This is a genomic window from Vibrio sp. 1S139, assembly GCF_041439475.1.
GTDB classification, from domain to species: domain Bacteria; phylum Pseudomonadota; class Gammaproteobacteria; order Enterobacterales; family Vibrionaceae; genus Vibrio; species Vibrio crassostreae_C.
Window position 1 is genome coordinate 1 of the sequence record NZ_JBGOOD010000076.1, and the last position, 19,363, is coordinate 19,363.

18 protein-coding genes and 3 pseudogenes are annotated in these 19,363 nt (G+C 44.2%); 12 read left to right on the forward strand and 9 right to left on the reverse strand.

All coding sequences use genetic code 11. The features are described from left to right. Nucleotides 1-319: 319 nt before the first annotated feature. A complete protein-coding gene (locus ACED46_RS18975) occupies nt 320-487 on the reverse strand; it encodes a hypothetical protein (protein WP_017062447.1) in 168 nt (55 codons plus the stop codon). 28 nt (nt 488-515) lie between these two features. Between ACED46_RS18975 and ACED46_RS18980 the strand changes: the two are divergent. Beyond that, a pseudogene (locus ACED46_RS18980) lies at nt 516-1,196 on the forward strand (pyridoxal-phosphate dependent enzyme); the annotation flags it as partial. Nucleotides 1,197-1,292: 96 nt separating this feature from the next. Here the strand turns inward: ACED46_RS18980 and ACED46_RS18985 are convergent. Continuing rightward, the gene (locus ACED46_RS18985) at nt 1,293-1,859 is read right to left on the reverse strand and encodes a helix-turn-helix domain-containing protein (RefSeq protein ID WP_017064371.1); all 567 of its coding nucleotides are present in this window, start codon (nt 1,857-1,859) and stop codon (nt 1,293-1,295) included. A gap of 97 nt (nt 1,860-1,956) precedes the next feature. On the opposite strand from ACED46_RS18985, the gene ACED46_RS18990 reads away from it, so the two are divergent. After that, complete coding sequence (locus ACED46_RS18990; RefSeq protein ID WP_371722170.1) at nt 1,957-3,150, forward strand: benzoate/H(+) symporter BenE family transporter; 1,194 nt, start codon at nt 1,957-1,959, stop codon at nt 3,148-3,150. Between the two features lie 113 nt (nt 3,151-3,263). On the opposite strand, the gene ACED46_RS18995 is transcribed toward ACED46_RS18990, so the two are convergent. Next, nucleotides 3,264-4,247 (reverse strand): hypothetical protein, encoded by a 984-nt coding sequence (locus ACED46_RS18995; RefSeq protein WP_371722171.1) that lies wholly within the window; start codon nt 4,245-4,247, stop codon nt 3,264-3,266. Nucleotides 4,248-4,678: 431 nt separating this feature from the next. On the opposite strand from ACED46_RS18995, the gene ACED46_RS19000 reads away from it, so the two are divergent. Continuing rightward, nucleotides 4,679-5,065, forward strand: a complete 387-nt coding sequence (locus ACED46_RS19000; RefSeq protein ID WP_017064374.1) for a hypothetical protein — start codon at nt 4,679-4,681, stop codon at nt 5,063-5,065. Nucleotides 5,066-5,211: 146 nt separating this feature from the next. Here ACED46_RS19000 and ACED46_RS19005 read toward each other — a convergent pair whose 3' ends face one another. After that, entirely contained in the window at nt 5,212-6,180 is a 969-nt protein-coding gene (locus tag ACED46_RS19005) for a LysR family transcriptional regulator (protein WP_371722177.1), read from the reverse strand. Between the two features lie 199 nt (nt 6,181-6,379). Between ACED46_RS19005 and ACED46_RS19010 the strand changes: the two genes are divergently transcribed. Beyond that, nucleotides 6,380-7,405: a zinc-binding alcohol dehydrogenase family protein gene (locus ACED46_RS19010; RefSeq protein ID WP_371722172.1), complete on the forward strand. Its 1,026-nt coding sequence runs from the start codon at nt 6,380-6,382 to the stop codon at nt 7,403-7,405. A gap of 122 nt (nt 7,406-7,527) precedes the next feature. Here ACED46_RS19010 and ACED46_RS19015 read toward each other — a convergent pair whose 3' ends face one another. Further along, nucleotides 7,528-8,139 (reverse strand): CIA30 family protein, encoded by a 612-nt coding sequence (locus ACED46_RS19015; RefSeq protein ID WP_065584785.1) that lies wholly within the window; start codon nt 8,137-8,139, stop codon nt 7,528-7,530. A 41-nt stretch (nt 8,140-8,180) separates the two neighbouring features. Next, nucleotides 8,181-8,447, reverse strand: a complete 267-nt coding sequence (locus tag ACED46_RS19020) for a DUF3081 domain-containing protein (protein WP_017068432.1) — start codon at nt 8,445-8,447, stop codon at nt 8,181-8,183. A 345-nt stretch (nt 8,448-8,792) separates the two neighbouring features. Here ACED46_RS19020 and ACED46_RS19025 point away from each other — a divergent pair, with 345 nt between their 5' ends. After that, nucleotides 8,793-9,773 (forward strand): bile acid:sodium symporter family protein, encoded by a 981-nt coding sequence (locus ACED46_RS19025; protein ID WP_371722174.1) that lies wholly within the window; start codon nt 8,793-8,795, stop codon nt 9,771-9,773. A 71-nt stretch (nt 9,774-9,844) separates the two neighbouring features. Here ACED46_RS19025 and ACED46_RS19030 read toward each other — a convergent pair whose 3' ends face one another. Beyond that, a complete protein-coding gene (locus ACED46_RS19030) occupies nt 9,845-10,465 on the reverse strand; it encodes a heme-binding beta-barrel domain-containing protein (RefSeq protein WP_017062436.1) in 621 nt (206 codons plus the stop codon). Nucleotides 10,466-10,863: 398 nt separating this feature from the next. On the opposite strand from ACED46_RS19030, the gene ACED46_RS19035 reads away from it, so the two are divergent. Then, nucleotides 10,864-11,283: a VOC family protein gene (locus ACED46_RS19035; protein WP_017072063.1), complete on the forward strand. Its 420-nt coding sequence runs from the start codon at nt 10,864-10,866 to the stop codon at nt 11,281-11,283. Nucleotides 11,284-11,421: 138 nt separating this feature from the next. Here the strand turns inward: ACED46_RS19035 and ACED46_RS19040 are convergent, their stop codons facing one another. Continuing rightward, nucleotides 11,422-12,321 carry a DMT family transporter gene (locus ACED46_RS19040; protein WP_102333930.1) on the reverse strand — a complete coding sequence of 300 codons (900 nt, stop codon included), beginning with the start codon at nt 12,319-12,321 and terminating at the stop codon, nt 11,422-11,424. 42 nt (nt 12,322-12,363) lie between these two features. Further along, entirely contained in the window at nt 12,364-13,338 is a 975-nt protein-coding gene (locus ACED46_RS19045) for a LysR family transcriptional regulator (protein WP_017068435.1), read from the reverse strand. 100 nt (nt 13,339-13,438) lie between these two features. Between ACED46_RS19045 and ACED46_RS19050 the strand changes: the two genes are divergently transcribed. From ACED46_RS19050 to ACED46_RS19075, 6 genes and pseudogenes are all read left to right on the forward strand, one after another. After that, on the forward strand, nt 13,439-14,791 hold the full coding sequence (locus tag ACED46_RS19050) for an MATE family efflux transporter (protein ID WP_371722175.1): 1,353 nt from the start codon (nt 13,439-13,441) through the stop codon (nt 14,789-14,791). A 200-nt stretch (nt 14,792-14,991) separates the two neighbouring features. After that, complete coding sequence (locus ACED46_RS19055) at nt 14,992-15,237, forward strand: hypothetical protein (protein ID WP_010430578.1); 246 nt, start codon at nt 14,992-14,994, stop codon at nt 15,235-15,237. 319 nt (nt 15,238-15,556) lie between these two features. After that, nucleotides 15,557-16,565, forward strand: a pseudogene (locus ACED46_RS19060) (response regulator). Nucleotide 16,566: 1 nt separating this feature from the next. Next, nucleotides 16,567-17,004: a PAS domain-containing protein gene (locus ACED46_RS19065; RefSeq protein ID WP_048606084.1), complete on the forward strand. Its 438-nt coding sequence runs from the start codon at nt 16,567-16,569 to the stop codon at nt 17,002-17,004. An 856-nt stretch (nt 17,005-17,860) separates the two neighbouring features. Further along, complete coding sequence (locus tag ACED46_RS19070) at nt 17,861-18,904, forward strand: GMP reductase (RefSeq protein ID WP_371722176.1); 1,044 nt, start codon at nt 17,861-17,863, stop codon at nt 18,902-18,904. A gap of 124 nt (nt 18,905-19,028) precedes the next feature. Next, nucleotides 19,029-19,303, forward strand: a pseudogene (locus ACED46_RS19075) (hypothetical protein); the annotation flags it as partial. Nucleotides 19,304-19,363 lie beyond the last annotated feature (60 nt).

Sequence of the window (19,363 nt, forward strand, 5' to 3'; positions counted from 1 at the left end):
ACGTACGGTTCTTAGAGGGGCGGCACTTGGTAACAAGTGTCGTCTACTCGACAAACCCGTGTTAATAGGTGCGATTATAATAGCTTGCCAACCAACGAAGAATTCGTGATTGCTCAACAGTCGGTAGAACTTCTGTAATCTGAACTGAAGTCTAAGCAAGAAAAAGACAATCAAAAGCGAGCCCAAGTGGCTCGCTTTTTGTGTCTAGTAAAGATGCGTCTGAATGTTTTAACAGGGGGATAGCCTACAAGGCGATCGTGAAACAGTTTTAGAACAGAGCTTAAATTGCGAATCATCGGGTGCTCTGGAAGCGCTAAGGTTATTTAGTCCCTGAGCGGTAGTTTGGATCTGTCCAGCATCGAGGTAACTCTTCCCCTGACATAAACATTAGTTCGGACTTTTTAAACATCTCAGGGTCTTGCTGTTCTTCGCCTGCTTGAAACCGACCTTCGATACTGTCTTGAAATAAGTTGGTTAATTTGGTCATTTCAGTTACATCAACGAGGTCACCGGTTTTTTCTCTTTTAGAAACATTTTACCACACGGCTAAGCGGATTGGTGTCGAAAATGAGAGTTATTGGTGGGCAGATCAGTTTGAAAATCTCAGTAATTATCGAGCGCACTATTTAAATACTGGACCTGAGATCTGGCAGCAAACACAGGGGAATATTGATGCTCTAGTTTCAGTGGTGGGGACGGGTGGAACCATTGCCGGAAACTCACACTATCTATCTGAGCAGCAACCCAATCTCGAAACTTGGTTAGTTGACCCAAATGGGTCCGGCATTTATTCGTTTCTACGTAATGGACACTATCAATCAACGGGAAGTTCGTTCACGGAAGGCATAGGGATCATGCGAACGGTTGAAAATTTCAGGCAGGCAAAAATCAATCGTGCCATCACGCTTCCCGATCAGGATTTGGTGACGATATCCCGCCTTGTTGCGGAACATGACGGTATTCTTCTAGGAAGCAGTTCGTCGTTGAACGTAGCAGGTGCGCTATACGCTGCGGCTAGAATGGGGAAAGGGAAAACCATCGTTACATTTAGCTGTGACCTTGCTGAGCGCTCGTATTCGAAGCTGCACAACGAAACGTTTCTGAAAGAAAAAGAGATACAGCTTAATAAAGAAAACCTCTCTCAACTATGGGCTCGTTATCAAGCCGAAGATGGCAGTATGGTCGTCAACGTATAGTCGCTTTAAGTTAGTAACAGCCAGTGGTCTGCCAGCTCTTTCGTTAGCGCTGAACATCCGGTTAGAGCTAAACATCCGTTAGCACCAAATCCGGCACTATTGCTTGTTATTAGGGTAGTGAATCACATTATGAAATACGGCGTTTCCTTCACCGATATTTTTGTAGGCATGGGTCTGGTTGGCATTGAAGCGAACGGCTTGTCCTGCGCGTAACGTATGCCACTCATCATCAAACATCACGGCCATCTCTCCTGAAATGCATAAGATGTGCTCAGTGACGCCTGCGTTATGTGGGGCGGATTCATGCTGGTAATCGGGTGCTAGGGTGAGTTCGAATATTTCAAATCCTAGTGCTTCCTCAAAAGGAAACAACAAACTGACGAAAAAGCCAATGTTGTATTCCTCATGTCTTAGTTCGTTTGCATCTCTGAATAAACTCGTCAGTTCACTGTTTGGGCTAGCCGCGATAAAATTCGAAAGTGACACCTCGAACCCAGAAGCTATCTGCCAAAGCTTAGCGACTGTCGGGCTGGATTCTCCACGTTCAATTTGTCCTAGCATTGCTTTGCTCACGCCAGTTTCTTTCGCTGTTTTGTCTAAGCTCCAGCCTTTTTCTTGGCGAAGGCGTTTCAAGTTAACGCCAACTTTAATTTCTGTTTGCATATTTTCTCTACAAGTTTTTACAAATAAGTTGTGCGTTATAGCGCACGGTGCTAGGTTTGGTCTATGGACGTTATAACGCACGCAGGAAGAGATTAACATGACTAAGCTAAAATTTTCTCACGTCAGTACCGGCTTTATCGCTGTTTTCATTGGTTATGCGAGCGCCGCGGCGATTATTTTCCAAGCGGCAATGAGTGCTGGAGCAACTGAAGAGCAAGTGGCGTCATGGTTTTGGGCGTTGGGAATTGGCATGGGCGTAACCACAATACTGCTTTCGTTTCATTACAAGAAGCCTGTGGTTACAGCGTGGTCGACGCCTGGAGCGGCGTTGTTAATCACATCTCTTGAAGGGTTGACAATGAATCAGGCTGTGGCCGTGTTTTTGTTCAGTTCGATGTTGATCACGTTAGTTGGATTGGCGGGGATATTTGAGAAAGTCCTAAAACAGATCCCAACATCGATTGCCTCTGCGATGCTCGCGGGGATTCTATTGCAATTCGGTTTGGGTTTGTTCACGTCGTTAATGGAACAGGCACAAGTCGTAACGGTCATGCTCGCTGTATTTATTCTGGCGAAAGCGCGGTTAGGAAATTTACTGATCCCAAGCATTTTTATTATCGCACTGGTCATGTGTGTGGGTTTTGGCAAACTCGATGTCAGTCAGGTGACTATGGGATTAACGACCCCAGTGTTCATCACGCCCGATTTTGAGTTCTTTTCGTTGTTCAGTGTCGGTATCCCACTGTTTATAGTGACGATGGCTTCACAGAACTTACCGGGATTTGCGGTTCTAAAAGCGAACGGATACCAAATCGATTCATCGAAGATCATTACCACCACTGGGGTGACGGGTTTGATTTTCGCGCCGTTTGGTGGCTTTGCGTATAACCTTGCTGCGATTACGGGCGCTATTTGCATGGGCCCGAATGCGGATAGTAATCCCAAGACACGTTACATGGCGGGGATCTGTATGGGCGGGTTTTACTTGTTAGCTGGCGTGATGGGGATGTCATTTGTGTCGCTGTTTAGCGCTGTGCCCTCCGAGATTGTCATTGCGGTTGCTGGCTTAGCGGTGATGCCGACCTTGATGAATTGTTTAGCTGTTTCGATGGCAGACACCCACTATCGAGAGCCTGCACTGCTTACTTTATTATTCACTGCTTCTGGCACCAATTTACTGGGGATCGGCAGTGCATTTTGGGGTTTGTGCATCGGGTTGTTTTGTTGCTGGTTACACAATTACAAAGCTAAGTCACGTGGAGCAAGCAAGGCTTCGCAAACTTCGTCGTAATCAAACGCCCTAAGATTATGATCAGGTTCGCTGTGAATTAGAAACACCAGCAAGTTGTTTGAGTAGTAAGCCCAGTCATACTTGTGACTGGGCTTGCTTACAAAGGAATAAAGCTACTTAACTTCGTATCTCAGTAGCACTTCATTATCGAGAACGACATTTGTCGACCAGATAAAGCTTGCGCCAGCACCACTGAATTTTTCGATAAAGTTCATGTACGCTTTTTTATTGTTCACGCCAATATCGTCTTCTGAATATACTGATGCTTGAGGCCAAGATGTTGAATCGAACTCTTGGTTCATCCAGTTGGTTGGTGTTTCCCAATGAGCGGCGTAGGCATCTTGACCGTGGTCAGTTCCTTCCGTGGTGCAGCTTTCAGAAAGACGCTTCGCATCCACTTCACTCAAACAAGTCAGGTCATAAATCGGTGAGGTATAAAAGGTTTGTGCTTGCCATTCTGGTCCTGTCACGGTTCCGTCACTAAAGCTCGCGATAAAGCCACCATCGCCAGCGTGGTATGCCTTTCCGCGGTTATCTTCGCTGCCAAGACCTAGGTTTTCTTCCCAATCAATCACTTTCACCGCAATCGTGTAAGGCTTCTTCACCTTAAATTTGACGATGTTTGAGTTAAACGGTGTGAAAGGAACGGTGTCTACCGCGATTAACTGGCCGTTGATATAAAGTTCGAAATAGTTATCGGCAAAAATATAACCTGTTATTTCTTCACCGTCTTGATCCACTATCGCTACAGGTACAGAGCTTTGATCGACTTCGGCTAGGCTGCTTGGTGTGGTGTTTGAGCACTCTTCATAAAGATCAAAGGCTTTTGGCCCTGTCGCAAAGTTGTTCTTGGCTGGAACCGTCCAAACCTTTCCTTCGGAGTCCGTAATTTCCCCGACGCCCGCCACTCGGCTACGTCCGTTTGCACACTCAAAGAGATTCGATTCAACAGTGGTCGCCACACCTTGAGTAATACTCGCTGAGCCTTGGTAATCACTGACGTTGCTGACCGAAGGCGTATCTGATGATGGTGAGCAGCCTGTAGCGAGCAAAGCAACCGATGAAAGGGCAAGGGCTTGATATTTTTTGATGATCATTGATTGGGTATCCTAAATGGGTGATTTAAATAAGCGTGGTTCAAAATAAGCCAAGTGCAAGTAAGTTAATTGAAAACAAAGCTATTTCAAACAAATCCGAGCTAAGTAGCTAAGTAGCTAAGTAGCTAAGTAGTTAAGTAAGCCGTGAACTCATAGCTGATAGCTGGAACGACGAAACTAAGCAAGAGCCAAAGCAATTGTGAGGTACCACGCTTATTATTTGATGAGGCATATATTACCCGTACAAATGTAAACAAGCGTAAATCTGAGTAAGCATAGGTAAAACAGCGCTTTTATCGAATGATCACATCAGCTTGCGCGGCGCTGGTAAAAATACTCAGCATGAAGCGGTTTCAGGTTGTGATTGAGATAGTATTTTGCTACAAAACGCGCATAATCTCGCTATACAACATTTAAAGAAGAATTTACCTATGACTACCTTTCAATACTACTTTCACCAACTGCCTTGCTTCGACTGTAAAAAAACGACAGTAAGTACTGATCTTGGTTGGTTAACGCCTGCGATGAAAGACGATGCTATCGCACAAGTGACAGCGACACTTGCACAAGGCGAGGTTACTCCTGATCTTTCAGCAGACGTGGTTTGTACTAAAGATGAAGCGCGTGAGTATTTACTGCTTAACTTCTTTGGTTATTCAGAAGAAGAATTAGAAAGCGGAATCGAAGCGGATGATGAAAAAGAAGTGGCAGACGAAATCGCAGAGCTACTTGAAGAAGGTAAAGACACCATCACCTTCGAACATGAGATTGCTCTTCAGTGCTGCGCAGACTGCGATGTTGAAGACGAGTCAAACTAAGCTTTTGTATTAAGAGTATTAAACTAAGTACTCTTATTAAGGTTCATCATGCAGCTATGATGTTCTAATGATGAAAGGCGTTAGCGAATTGAAGTTCGCTAACGCCTTTTTTGTCTCTCTGCTTCTTATATAAGCGACATTAAACCTTAAGATGTTGTGCCTTCTGTAATGCCTTCTGTAATGCCTTCTGTAATGCCTTCTGTAATGCCTTGTTTGCTCAGTTGCGAAAGGATCTCAGCGGTTTTCTCTCTGAATAAATCTCTCAGTAGACGCACAGTAGGGGTGATGGATTGACGACTTGGACACACTAACCACAGCTCGGTAGGTGTCGGCTTAAATTCAGGCATAACTTTAAGCACTTCGCCTGAAAGCAGGTGAGGAGACATGTCTAGACAAGATTTTATTGCCACCCCTTTACCTGCGATACACCAACGTCTTACAAGGTCTGCGTCGTTCGAAGCGCGATTTCCTTTTAGTTTCACTTTATGATCTTGAGTACCATCGTTAAACACCCACTCGTCTTGCAACATGTCATGGAGTTGGTAAAGCAAACCATTGTGCTGAGCTAAGTCACTCGGGTGTTTTGGTGTGCCCATTTCAGCCAAGTATTCAGGAGCCGCACACAATATCCTCGGCACATCGCATATCTTGAAACCATACATGTTCGCATCGGTCGGAGAGCCGTAACGCAGCGCCATATCGACGGAATCTCGGTAGAAGTCGATATTGCTATCGCTGATGCTAGTGCGAAGCGTCGCCTTTGGGTATTCAAGCAAGAACTCATCTAACCAAGGTGTGATTAGGTTGCGTCCTAGATCTGATGAAAGCGCTATGCGAATTTCACCGTCAAGAATACCAAGCTCTTCGCGCATGTTGAGCTTCGCTTGCTCCAACATCTTTAAGGCTTGTTCGCATTCCGGTAAATAACGCTCGCCAGCTGAAGAGAGCCTTAGGTGGCGCGTGGTTCTTACAAATAACTCCGCACCTAGTGCCGCTTCAACACGTTTTACCGCTGCACTTGCTGTGGCAGTGCGCATATCAAGGTTGGTGGCTGCAGCAGTGATACTGCGAAACTCCGCCACTTTCAAAATGACCTGTAAGTCTTCAAGAAGCATTTCGTTTCCCTGTTCTGAACCTTGAATCGGTTGTTCGGTTACCCATAAATTAGGCATTTTCAAATTGCTAATCTTAGTATTTTTCCTGCGCATATACATCTTATTATCAAAAATCATTTGATAATAATTCAAATATTAGGCTGTTTATCTAAAGCGAGAATTCTCTAAGATTCAATTATCGAATTTAAGGAGAAGTATCATGTCATTACCATTAACAATGAAAGCAATCGGATTTACTCAATCACTTGCGATTACAGAACAAGACAGTTTATTTGAGTTTGAAACGAGTCTTCCCGAACTAAAAAATAATGACTTGCTGGTAAAAGTGAGCGCGACTTCTATTAACCCTGCTGACGCAAAAATTCGTATTCGTAGTGCCAAAGACAAAACACTCGAACAACCAAAAGTGTTGGGCTATGACGCAGTCGGTGAAGTTGTTGGCAAAGGTGCTGACGTTGAAGGCTTCGAAGTCGGTGACCGTGTGTACTATGCAGGTGACGTAACTCGTATGGGCGCTAATGCCGAATACCAAGCTGTGGACTACCGTATTACCGCTAAAGCGCCGAAGAGCCTTTCTGATGAAGCTGCAGCCGTTATGCCACTAGCAACGCTTACGGCTTGGGAAGCATTGTTTGACCGCTTGCGTGTTCGTCCTGAAGAGAAAAAGTCTATCCTGATCATTGGTGGAGCAGGCGGTGTTGGTTCAATTACGATTCAACTGGCTAAGCAACTGACCAACCTAAATGTTATCGCAACAGCTTCAAGACCCGAAACTGAACAGTGGGTAAGGGATATGGGGGCGGATTATGTGGTGAACCACCGTAACCTTGTCGAGTCTGTGCGAGAGCAAGGCATTCAACATGTCGACTACATTTTCAATGTTGCAGACACAAAAGGGCACTGGGATGCGATGGTTGAATTGATCGCACCGCAAGGCATGATCAGTTCGATTGTTGAATTTGATGGTGGCATTGACTTGTCAGCGCTGCAAGGCAAATCAGCAGGCTTTGTTTGGGAGCTGATGTTTACACGTTCACTGTTTAACACCGAAGATATCCAGAAGCAGCAAGACATCCTATTCCAAGCCGCGAATCTGATTGATGCGGGCCGTATTAAATCGACGCTAACCTCGACCCTAAATGGCTTTAGTGTGGAAACACTTAAAGATGCACACCAACGTATTGAAAGCAGTGCCTCGATTGGTAAAACAGCTATCAAATACTAATTGCTGATGTTTTAATCCGCCGTTGTTTTGAATTGTTGACGGTTTAAATAGAAGAAGCCCCTGATATCTGATTGCTAGTCAAAAGGTTTCAGGGGCTTTTGTTTGTTTTCAGTTTAGTCAGTTTAGTCAGCTTCTGGTGATGTGATAGGTTTCGATGTTCTGAAGTGAAGCTGTATTAGGTCTAGCTCAAAAGGCGAGGGCTCTTTGTCCGCAATCAAAAAACCGATTTGTTTGATGTCTCGTGCCTTAAGTTCCGGCGCATCGCTCAGTAGCCGACCTCTGAACACAGCTTGAAAATCATTGAAGTGGAACACCTTGTTAAGCCGCACTCCCTTTATCGTAACGAAATCGTGTTTGTATTGAACTCGATTACCATCTTTCGATGTTGTGAGCCTCAGTTGGTAGGTGCGACCATCACCAACGAAAACTAGCTCTGCGCTATCTATTTCATGGGCTGGTGATTCAATGGAGCGCTTTACAGAACTGAAACCACCATTGTTTTCTAACGATAGCTCGCCCCTAAATCGACTCATATCATCAAGATAAATGAGCCCGCCCGTTGAGATGCCACCCATTACATCGTCGTTGGTCGCTGTCCAATTCTTGTGTTCGTTCGGTTGTATAAAATCAATCATACCTATGCCTGCTACAGATACTTGAGACCATAAAAAGGAGAGGCTGAGTACTAGCCAAAAAGGGTGTCTTCGCTTAAGCAATGAAGCCGTTTCGTTCATGATTGTCTCCGTTAGCCGTTAGCCGTTAGTCTGTTCGCGTTTTATGGAGAAGGTTCAGTGGCAAGCATACCCATACAATGCTCAATAAATTCAGAGTAATTTGAAGCGTTGTCGTACTCAATTTTTAGCGAACCGTGAAACATCAGCGTCACCGTGACGTCTTTATAGCTTAGCCAACAGGTGTAACCGTCGTAATCATGCCAAGCCGTCATTTCGCCAACTAGATATTTGTTGTCCCGTTGCTCACCGGAAGAGCGAATAAACTCAAATACTCTGAGAAATTCAATAATGGTGATTCTGTTGTCCATGTTTTGCTCCCGCTGAGTAGTTATTGGTAATAGGCTGAATATTGGTATCTAAATTTGTTACTGTTTGATTGCTGTCCCTACGGCTTGCCTTTGTGTTCCGATCACTGAAAGTGATCTTATCTTCTCGATAAACCTCTGTTTTCTAATATTTTCATCGTCATTCCATACATCCGATTAATCCTGAGCAAAACGGGTGTAACAAACTTAATAACGATGTTAACCCTCAAGATAAAGACAAGCTTAATTTACGTTTATGGTGGTTAATTAAAATTAGAGTCGATAGGATAAATAGCGTCGGAGCCGGGTTATTGGCTGAAATAGAATCTATAGAAAGTGCGTGTCAACATGATAGAAAAACTGAAAAAGGAATGGTTTCTTGTAGGGATGGTGGTGGCTATGGTCGTTGCTGTTTTTACGCCGGATTGGGGCAAATCGGGTGGGGTACTTCATCTCGATACGGTGACTGTTCTCGGCATCGCTTTGGTGTTTTTCTTACACGGTTTGGGTTTGTCTCCCAAAGCCATTCTTGAGGGGCTTTCGAATTGGAAGCTGCATGTTTTTGTACAAAGCGCGACATTCTTAGTTTACCCACTGCTTTGGGTGATATTCGGGCAAGGCTTTGTCGCTTATATGCCAGCAGCTCTGGCCTTTGGTTTCTGTTACCTCTTCGTATTACCGAGTACGATTTCGTCTTCGGTCGCGATGACGGTGATTGGAAAAGGAAACCTACTGGGTGCGATATTCAATGCATCACTTTCTAGTATTTTAGGCGTGTTCATTACGCCTCTACTGATCCAGCTCTTTATGGGGTTGGAAGGTGCAGAGCTAAACCTGATGGAATCGGTGATCTCTATATCTAAAATGCTGCTATTGCCAATGATTGTCGGCCAGTTGATGCGCCCGTTACTTTTTGAATGGACTCAGAAACACAAGTCAGTGGTCAATAAGTTAGATAAATACGTGATACTTCTGATCGTCTACAGTGCTTTCTGTGACTCTATTGAACACGGTATTTGGAGCGACTTTTCACCAATGCTGTTGTTGCTGTCAGCGGTGATTTGTTTAGTGGTATTGATGGTGATGGTACACGGCATTCAATGGAGTGCCCGAAAGGTTGGATTCAATCATCAAGATGAAGTCGCGGCAGTATTCTGTGGTACTAAGAAGACCTTAGCGGCAGGTATTCCTATGGCTAAGGTGATCTTTGCTCACAACCCTAATCTAGGGATGATATTACTACCAATCATGCTTTATCACCCGATTCAGATCTTTTACTGTGCAGTGCTAGCCAACCGTTACGCCAAGGTTGATACACAATCTAGTTAAACTTGTTTGTTGTTACAAGTACAACAGAAAAACGCCTTTCACTTCGCTGTGAAAGGCGTTTGTATTTGAATCTACTTCACTTTAATTAGAGTGCTTGAATCTGTATGAGCAAATGCGTTGTCGTAGATCTCTAAGCCTGTTGTTTGAGAGTACGTCAGCGTATCGTCTGAAATGCTAATGTTCATCGTGAAGCCCGTGGTGGTTGCGTTGTCCGTCATGTATTCGGACTCAGCGATGCCACGCTTAGACGCAACTAACGTCATTGTATCGCCAGCAGGGCCTTCTGCGGTGACACATGTGGTGCGTGGTACGCAGTAAGAGTTGTAGACGACCTGATTTTTTTGGTCGTAGATGAAGTAGCCACGTTGATCGTGGAACTTAGAGTCGTCGGCCTTTCTGAATACTTCTTGTTTGTAGTACAGAGCAACCAGATATTGATCGCTGGCATTGGTTGCATCTGCCGCAACCTCAAACGTCATTACTTCATAGAATGGTGTAACCGCGGGACCACCTGCACCCACTTCTGTGCCTTCTTGGCCTGGAGAAATATCAACGCCGCCAGTTTCGACTGATTTCCATGTGCCGACTAACTTTGCGAGTGGACCAAAATCCATACCATTGATTGTGTTGTGGTCGGCTACTGCTGGAGCCGAGATTACCGCTGCGATACCAAGTGCTAATAATTTTTTCACTTTAACTTCCTTTTTACTAATTATCTGACCCCAATAAAAATAAGGTTATTGTGAAACTAGTTTATTAACCCAGATCAGTGTTGTTGGCTAATATGAAATCGAATTGTAACTTGATGTATCAGTCAGTAAGGGGATATTAATGTGTGTATATATTGAGCAAGAAGCAGTTGTTGGGTCGTCTTATCTCAGTGATACACCATGGGTTTGCTAACTCTTGTGGTTGAGTTGAGTCACATTGGATTAGGTCGTCTAAACTTAAAGCTTATATCGCATAAAATACGACAATTTGGGCTCTAAAGACGTTCTCGAAATAAATGCAAATTAGTGCTTTACCTCAACTTAACTTGAGGTATTAGGATATGCAACGTTGCTTACGAGAATACTTTAAGGAGAGAAGAATGATCCAACTTGAACATGTGAATTTAGTGGTAAAAGATATCCCAGAAATGCTGGCTTTCTATAAAGCGGCGTTCCCTCATTGGTATGTCCGTGATGAGGGAAAAGGGGAGTGGTCAGGTAAGCCACGTAACTGGCTGCATTTTGGCGACGAGTACCAATACATAGCAATAAGTGATCACGGTGAAGGTGAAAATAGAGATTTGGCTGGGCATTCTGTTGGTCTCGCACACTTCGCTTATGTGACCAATAATATCGAAAGTGTCACTCAACGCCTTGTTGATGCGGGCTTTCCAATTGCCAAACCCGGTGCCGAAGAACCTTATCGAAAAAATGTCTACTTTGTGGATCCTGCAGGCTTTGAGATCGAGTTTGTTGAGTATTTGAGTGATGATCCTAAGTTACGAAATGCCACGAGTTAGTTACGTAATACGCCGCTTTATTAAAGTTGGTTAGCTGAATGAAAGCGCGCTAGAGAGCATTTATAGAAAAGGGCATCGTGGAATAATCCGCAATGCCCTTTTTAGATTCTATTTATCAGCTGATATTGAGTGGGTTACTTATTTAGCCTTGAACGGCACCAATAGCTGTTTACCAAACACGTTAATGAGTGCACCAGTGACAATCAGGCCACCACCTAGATAAGTCCAAACCGATGGAATCTCATTGAAGATCCACACACCTAATAGCGCTGAGAAGACGATCTGCACGTATGAGTAAGCTGAAGCTTTACCTGCTGCCTGGGTTTGCATTGCTTTGGTTAAACCGTATTGTCCTATTTGTGTGAAAATCCCGACGAGCACAAGCATCATGGTTAGGAATAGGCTAGGCCATACAAAGTCGTTCCAGATAAGAGCTGTTGAGATTGGTAGCGCAACCAATGGGAAGTAGAAGATGATGACTGAGCTATCTTCCGTTTGGCTAAGTTTTCTCACAATCACATAAGCAATTGAGCTACCAAATGCGCCACATAACGCCACCATAATGCTAAATAGCGGTAACTCGCTGCTCGCGCCACTGTTCATACTTGGTTGTACCATCACTAATAGCCCAGCTAGGCAGAACGCAATGCAGATCATGGTCGATTTTTGGACGCGTTCTTTCAGAAATAACACGCCAAGTAGGGCGGTAAATACAGGATGAACGTATTGTAGAATGGTCGCTTCGGCTAATGGCAAAGTGGTCACAGCGTAGTAAACACACATCAAGGCTGCTGTACCAACTGCGCCTCGAACAAACAACAAAGGTTTGTTATTTCCCCAGATCGAAATGCCTTTTCGTTTTACGTCGATGTAGCTGATGATCAAAGACACCAACGCTCTTGCTGCAACGATTTCGAATACAGGAATGCCATAATTGCTGATGTATTTCACACAAGCTGACATCAGTGCGAATCCAAAAGCGGAGAGGATCATGAATCGAACCCCAACAGGGATTTGTGAAAAAGAGAAAGAAGACATAAAAATATCAATCGGTTGAGGGAACAGGAATCATAACTTAGTTTAGAAGAGCCGACCAAAGTCTTTGTCCTGTTCTATTACACCAAACCATTGATATTGCTGTGCGAGTACTTTCAGCAACTCGATCTCTTTTGTTGTCTCTTCTCTAAGCCATTCAATAAGGTCGTTGATGATAGGCGTGTGACTACGCTGGTGCATGAAGTAAGTCCAAGCACTGTGTTGGATTTTTGCATTTCTAGGGCAGTACAAGAAGCCTCGTTGGAGATCTTGTTGAACTAACAACAGATCCGTGACCGTAACCCCTTCACCGGATAGACAGGCACTGAGCGCCATATCTAAAGACAAGAAGCTGGTATTTCTGACAGGTTTCTTTGGTGGGAATTCAACATCGGCCAGCCACACTTTCCAGTCGTGATGATCTAAGGTTGGATGCAGCCTTGGCAAGGTTAAGATTGAATCAAGGTCGGTGTCTTTGGTGGTTAAACTAGTAGAGCAAACCGGCGCCATGAACTCTTCACGCAAGAAGGTAATGTCAGGTGCCTTGTCATAGCGTTTTTTGAAACGCGTGTGGAAGATCAGTAGATCATACTCACTACTATTAATCGATTCGTCTTCCTCAATCACAGGAACAATGACTATCTCATGATCTTGATAACGCTCGTTTAATTCCCGAACTTTGGAGATCAATACTCGCGTCGCGAAACTCAGAGTCGCTTTGATCACGATACGCTTCTGCTTGGGCTCACTCCAAGAGGCGATAACAGCTTCGATATTACCGTAGCTTTCTCGCAAAGCGACATACAAATCATGACCTTGTACCGTTAATTCTATGGCTCGATGCTTACGAATAACCAGTGATGCGTTTAACTCATCTTCAAGCTGTTTGATCTGTCGGCTGATCGCACTTTGTGTCACATGCAGCTCTTCGGCAGCCAGAGTAAAGCTCATCAGCCTTGCGGCAGCTTCAAAGGCTTTTAAGCCATTATGTGATGATGGCAAGCTAGGATATGGGGTCATAATTCGTTCGCATGAGTTTATGGAATGTTAGAGTCGCAAATTTATCAATTGAACGCCAGCCTCATCGATCGTATTTTGGGCGAAATTAACTGAGGCGCTCATGAAAAAAATACTCACTCTTGCATTCCCTTTGATCATTTCACAGCTGATCTCTATGGCTTTAGTCCTTACTGATGTTTGGATGATGTCGCGTATCAGTGTGTCAGCCCTTGCGGCTGGTGGCTTAGGTGCCTCAATCTACTTTTTCATCTTCATTATTGCGAGCAGCACCGTGGGTTGTGTCGCGAACTTGATTGCGATTGCTTATGGTCAGCGCGTAGCTCGCCCTGAGTTTGGTAATACTCAAATCAGATTAGCTGTGAAAGGCGCAACCATGTTGGCATTCGTGCTCAGTGTGACCTTAATGGCCAGCTTCTGGTTTGCTCCGTTGGTATTAGAAGCAGCCAAACAGCCGCCAGAAGTGATCACTTTAGCTATGGAATATGTCCATGCTTTGAAGTGGGTGATGTTGCCTTCGCTTATCTTATTGGTGCTTCGCGGCTTAACTAGCGCGTTTGGCAATGTGCGTTCTATTCTGGTGATGTCTATTATCACCGTAATTCTGAATGTGCCAGTCAGCTACTTCTTAACCTTCCAATTAGACATGGGTTTAACAGGTTTAGGGCTAGGTACGGCTATCGCGGCATTTATCGTGATGGTTGGATACACGGTTTGGGTATTCAAACGTGACGAATTCAAGCAGTTCGCCCCTTGGTTAAACACAGAAGAGTATTCAATCAAGTTGATGAGCCCGCTTTTAATGATGGGTTTACCTATCGGCTTGGCAGCATTACTTGAGCATGGCCTTATTTACGGCGGCACTTTGATGGCAGGGACGATCAGTATTGCTTCTCTAGCGCTGCACCAAATCTTGCTGCAATGCTTAAGCTTTACTTGGAACTTCAATTTCGGCTTCTCACAAGCTGCGGCGATTTTGGTTGGTCGTGATTTTGGCGCGGGTAACTACGAAGGAATAAAAAGAACCTCGATTCAAAGCTTCATATTGGTGTCGGTGTTGAGTGTGGCGTTGTCGGCCGTGTTCATTATATGGCCTGAGATGATCGCTTCTATCTTCAAGTTAGACGATGGCACGGGTGCTATGACTTCACTACTGGCTTCTGTGATTTGGGTCGTTGCTTTGTGCTTTATTGTTGATGCTTGGCAGCTACTGGCGATTAACCTGCTAAGAGGCATGAAGATTGTCTCTATGCCAACCGTGATGACTGCCATCGGTTACTGGGTATTTGGCTTGCCTGCGGCTTGGTATTTGATGCCTAAGTTCGAATTGGCAGGGATTTGGGGCGGAATCGGTGTTGGCTTAGGCGTGACAGGTATTCTGCTGCTTATCCAATTGATGCGTTTCATTCAAAAGAACAACCAATCTCCAGATTTGTCGAATCATGCTTATACGTGATTTGCTTGTGATGCTCGCCTTTACCATGGAACCTTGAACGATAAACGTTGTATTGCTGACCGAGAACTATCAATTACCAACAATGACCTATAAGCCCTGAATTGCGTACTTCGTAATTTAGACCTTGGTCTTACAGAAACCGAGCTAAAAGGTGACTAGAATGATTTGAGTTGCTCACCGTTTTATCAAGGAATACACAAATGGAAGTTGGATTGTTCTGGGCTGAAAAAGGAATGTTAGTGCTTGGCGCACTGTTTGTTTTGACGAGCATGATGCAGTACGGAAGACGCAGTAGCGATTGGAAAGGCGTGATTACGATGTTCTACAAGCGTATCCCAATGAACATCGCCGAATACAAATGGTATCGCCTGGGGATCGCGTTGTTGGTATTTGCTGTGATCATACGTTTCGCATTACTGATTTTATGGCCTTCATATCAGTTCTAGTTCTCTTGCATTAGCTTTGTTGGATAGCTCTCTATCATGGCTACATAAAGCCGTTCAATGAATGAGTCAGTCGAGCCTTAATAAACCCGCTTGTTAAGGCTGCTGTTAAATATAATAGTGCTATTACTCAACAGCAAGGATTGGCTATTACCTTTATAGCATATTGTTTTTCATGAAGAATAATGCGAAATAATAGCTTACCCACCTGTTTCATCATTCTTACTAATAATCTGCACATAAATCCATTCACCCCGTACCTGATACCATAATGTTCTGTTACACTCGGTCGAATTAGCTTTAATTTGTCAGTGGTGCATTTATGTCGTTCCCAGTTCTTATATGTGATGATTCTGCGTTAGCAAGGAAGCAGATGGCTCGGTCACTGCCTAGTTCTCTAAATGCAGATATAACTTTTGCTGTTCATGGGCTTAATGTACTTGAAGAGCTCGCTAAAAACCAATTCAAATTGATGTTCCTCGACCTAACCATGCCGGAATTAGACGGCTATGGCACATTGGAAGAGATGCAACGTTTAGGCGATACCACGCCAGTTGTCGTTGTTTCTGGTGACATACAACCAAAAGCACAACAGAAGGTGCTGGATCTTGGCGCCAAAGCATTTTTGCAAAAGCCGATCGATAAAGAAGCGCTAAAAGCCATTTTACGTGAGCATGTCGAGCCGCCAAAACAACCTCAAATCATTACCCCAACCGCTTTAGAACTGCCAATACTTCGCAGACGCGATATCTATATGGAAGTCGCGAACGTAGCGATAGGCCGTGCCGCTGATGCACTGGCTCGTCACTTTAATGTGTTTGTTCACCTACCGCTGCCGAACGTTAACATCTTCGAAGTGAGTGAATTGCACATGGCACTTCGTGACCTAGCGGATAACGACCAAGTGTCGGGTGTTTGCCAAGGCTTTAGTGGAGAAGGCATTGCAGGTGAAGCGCTAGTTTTGTTGAGTGATTCCAGTGTGAGCGATCTTAAGAAGCTCATGAAGGTGCCAACAGAAAGCGAGCAGCTAGAAGGAAGAATTAGAGTTGTTGATGGATGTATCGAACATCTTAGTCGGCTCTTTCTTGAATGGGTTAGGGGAGCAATCAGAAGTTCGTTTCTTTCAGAGTTCGCCTGTTCTACTAGGGCAACATATCTCGATCGACTCGGTCATCGAAAATACCAGCGGCTCATTTAAAAAGACCATGACATTCGAAGTCAGCTACAACATCGACGGCACGTCCATCCGTTGTGACCTTCTATTTATGTTTGTTGATGAGTCTTTGCCACTTCTAGACAACAAATTGGCCTACCTAATGGAGGAGTTTTAATATGCTGAATCTTCCTGCTGAATTTGAACAGTTTCACTGGATGGTGGATATGGTTCAAAACGTCGATATGGGGCTGGTGGTCATTAACCGTGATTTTCAGGTACAAGTCTGGAATGGTTTCATGACTCACCATAGTGGTAAGCAATCACATGATGCGATCGGTAAGTCGATCTTTGAACTGTTCCCTGAGATCCCTGAAGAGTGGTTTAGGCTGAAAACCAAGCCAGTCTACGATCTAGGCTGCCGTAGCTTCATTACATGGCAACAAAGGCCTTATCTGTTTAAGTGTCGTAACGTTAGGCCAGTGACCCAACAAGCTGATTTCATGTATCAGAACGTGACGCTAAACCCGATGCGCTCGCCAACAGGACAAGTGACCTCATTGTTCTTGTCTATTCAAGATGCAACTGCAGAAGCGTTAGTCTCTCAAAAGAACTAGATCGCTCTATTCGCCAAACAACGCTTCCTATACACGTATTAGCATCAGTCTAATACGCGAATAAAAATGGCTAAGGTTAACCACCTTAGCCATTTTTTTGCTTTCTATTCTTAAAATCTTATCTTTTCCCCCAGTTTTTCACGTCAACCAATCCTCTTTTACTGAGCGATTTGCAGAGTCTTCTAGGTTAAATGAACGAAAGGGCGGTAACGAAACGTGCTTTTGGAGCCGTAATGCTACGGGTTAAAAGAGATTGGATTTATAAAGTACAGACTGGAAAGGGGCATTTAATGGAGTGTGAAGGTCTAATTATCAAACCCAAGTGAATATTGGTCTCTAGATTGAGCCTTTATCACTCTACTTTTCTTAGTTGATGCTAACCAACAGCACCATGAGTTTGTCGAATTTGGTCGAAAAAAGAAAAAATTTGGAAAAAAATCGAATTTATTTAAGAAAAAAGGCATTTTTTTGTTGGAGAAAAGTGTGAGTTTTATTTGAATTCAAGGCACTTTCTTCACATATTTGCTTATTGAAGGCGATATTGTGTGAAAAGGGGAGGAAAACGATTGCGCAATAAACCGACAGCGTTTGCGTGATTGGTTAGCTAAGTTATTAATTAGTAAGGATTTAGTGGAAAAGTGTAGCTAGGGGAGTTTTAGCGGATATGGAATCTTTGAGAGGATAGCACAAAAAAAAATGAAATATCAGACTTGCTGTTAGTAAATCACAGCCTATAATGCTGAAAACCGGAGCGTCTGCCAACGCTCCGGTTTTTTTGTGTCCGAAACTCAGTAAAGCGTCTGCCAACGCTTACCGAAAACGCACGACACGTAATATGATTACAGGACAAATTATCATGCGTATCGAACAAGAACTTAAGTTAGGTTTCAAAGATGTACTCTTCCGTCCGAAGCGTTCTACCCTTAAAAGCCGTTCTCAAGTTGAATTAACCCGCGATTTTACATTCAAGCATAGCGGTCGTCAATGGTCTGGTACTCCAGTAATTGCAGCGAACATGGATTCGGTAGCAAGCTTTGAAATGGCAGCTGCTCTAGCAGAGCACGGTGTTATGACTGCAGTACACAAGCACTACACAGTAGATCAGTGGGCTGAGTTCGCAAAAACAGCAGACAAGAAAACGCTGAACAACGTATTTGTTTCAACAGGTACTTCTGAAGCTGAGTTTGAGAAAACTAAGCAAATCATGGCGCTTAGCGACGAATTCGTATTTATCTGTATTGATATCGCTAACGGCTACTCAGAGCACCTAGTTGAGTATGTACAAAAAGTACGTGCTGAATTCCCGACTAAAGTTATCTCTGCTGGTAACGTTGTAACGGGTGACATGGTTGAAGAGCTAATCCTAGCTGGCGCAGACATCGTTAAGGTTGGTATCGGCCCTGGTTCTGTTTGTACTACACGTGTTAAAACAGGCGTAGGTTACCCTCAACTTTCTGCAATCATCGAGTGTGGCGACGCAGCACACGGCCTTGGCGGCATGATCATCGGTGACGGTGGCTGTTCATGTGCGGGTGACGTATCTAAAGCGTTCGGCGGCGGTGCTGACTTCGTAATGCTAGGCGGCATGCTAGTTGGTCACTCTGAGTCAGGCGGCGAAGTTGTAGAGCAAGACGGTAAGCAATACATGAAGTTCTATGGAATGTCTTCTCAGTCGGCGATGGACAAGCACTCAGGTGGTGTTGCTAAGTACCGTGCTGCAGAAGGTAAAACTGTTTTACTTCCATACCGTGGTTCAGTTCATTACACGATTTCTGACATCCTTGGTGGTGTACGTTCAACTTGTACATACGTAGGCGCAGCAAAGCTAAAAGAGCTAACTAAGCGTACAACTTTCATCCGTGTACAAGAGCAAGAGAACAACGTATTCGGTAAAGAGTAATCTGAACTTATTCGAATAGTTTGAAAATCAAGGGCCGCTTTTTAGCGGCTCTTTTTGGTTCGGGGACAAAAAGCTACGATTGTTGTGCAAATAGAGTTGCTAAGAGCAATGAAAAGTATCTTGCCGCTTAGAGCTGCCGGCAATATCGTTTGAACTCAGATTTATGTTCGGTCAACCGGATAAGTCCTTTATTCGTTGTGTGAAGCAACTTAGTTTCAAGTTACTAGGAATCAAAGAAGGCGAAAGCCGCTATCAACAGCGTAAAGGTGTGTATCAATTGGTGGACCAGAAAGGTAACTTCGAACGTAAGACCGACGAAGCCGACAAGCTGAATGCTTCACTCAAAAAATAAAAGTACTAGAGCATCGAATCGCTGAAATTGATGGTGAACAGACCGAAATCACCGTAAGCGTGTCATGAACACCGCATTCTAATCTTTCAGCACGAAGAATAAGATCA

Bases quoted from the DNA above. Each gene is read 5' to 3' on its own strand.
- ACED46_RS19025 (WP_371722174.1), top strand. From the start codon at position 8,793: ATGATAGAAAAACTGAAAAAGGAATGGTTTCTTGTAGGGATGGTGGTG.
- ACED46_RS19015 (WP_065584785.1), bottom strand. From the start codon at position 8,139: ATGAACGAAACGGCTTCATTGCTTAAGCGAAGACACCCTTTTTGGCTA.
- ACED46_RS19070 (WP_371722176.1), top strand. From the start codon at position 17,861: ATGCGTATCGAACAAGAACTTAAGTTAGGTTTCAAAGATGTACTCTTC.
- ACED46_RS18975 (WP_017062447.1), bottom strand. From the start codon at position 487: ATGACCAAATTAACCAACTTATTTCAAGACAGTATCGAAGGTCGGTTT.
- ACED46_RS18995 (WP_371722171.1), bottom strand. From the start codon at position 4,247: ATGATCATCAAAAAATATCAAGCCCTTGCCCTTTCATCGGTTGCTTTG.
- ACED46_RS19010 (WP_371722172.1), top strand. From the start codon at position 6,380: ATGTCATTACCATTAACAATGAAAGCAATCGGATTTACTCAATCACTT.
- ACED46_RS18990 (WP_371722170.1), top strand. From the start codon at position 1,957: ATGACTAAGCTAAAATTTTCTCACGTCAGTACCGGCTTTATCGCTGTT.
- ACED46_RS19065 (WP_048606084.1), top strand. From the start codon at position 16,567: ATGCTGAATCTTCCTGCTGAATTTGAACAGTTTCACTGGATGGTGGAT.
- ACED46_RS19045 (WP_017068435.1), bottom strand. From the start codon at position 13,338: ATGACCCCATATCCTAGCTTGCCATCATCACATAATGGCTTAAAAGCC.
- ACED46_RS18985 (WP_017064371.1), bottom strand. From the start codon at position 1,859: ATGCAAACAGAAATTAAAGTTGGCGTTAACTTGAAACGCCTTCGCCAA.
- ACED46_RS19020 (WP_017068432.1), bottom strand. From the start codon at position 8,447: ATGGACAACAGAATCACCATTATTGAATTTCTCAGAGTATTTGAGTTT.
- ACED46_RS19055 (WP_010430578.1), top strand. From the start codon at position 14,992: ATGGAAGTTGGATTGTTCTGGGCTGAAAAAGGAATGTTAGTGCTTGGC.
- ACED46_RS19040 (WP_102333930.1), bottom strand. From the start codon at position 12,321: ATGTCTTCTTTCTCTTTTTCACAAATCCCTGTTGGGGTTCGATTCATG.
- ACED46_RS19035 (WP_017072063.1), top strand. From the start codon at position 10,864: ATGATCCAACTTGAACATGTGAATTTAGTGGTAAAAGATATCCCAGAA.
- ACED46_RS19005 (WP_371722177.1), bottom strand. From the start codon at position 6,180: ATGCTTCTTGAAGACTTACAGGTCATTTTGAAAGTGGCGGAGTTTCGC.
- ACED46_RS19000 (WP_017064374.1), top strand. From the start codon at position 4,679: ATGACTACCTTTCAATACTACTTTCACCAACTGCCTTGCTTCGACTGT.
- ACED46_RS19050 (WP_371722175.1), top strand. From the start codon at position 13,439: ATGAAAAAAATACTCACTCTTGCATTCCCTTTGATCATTTCACAGCTG.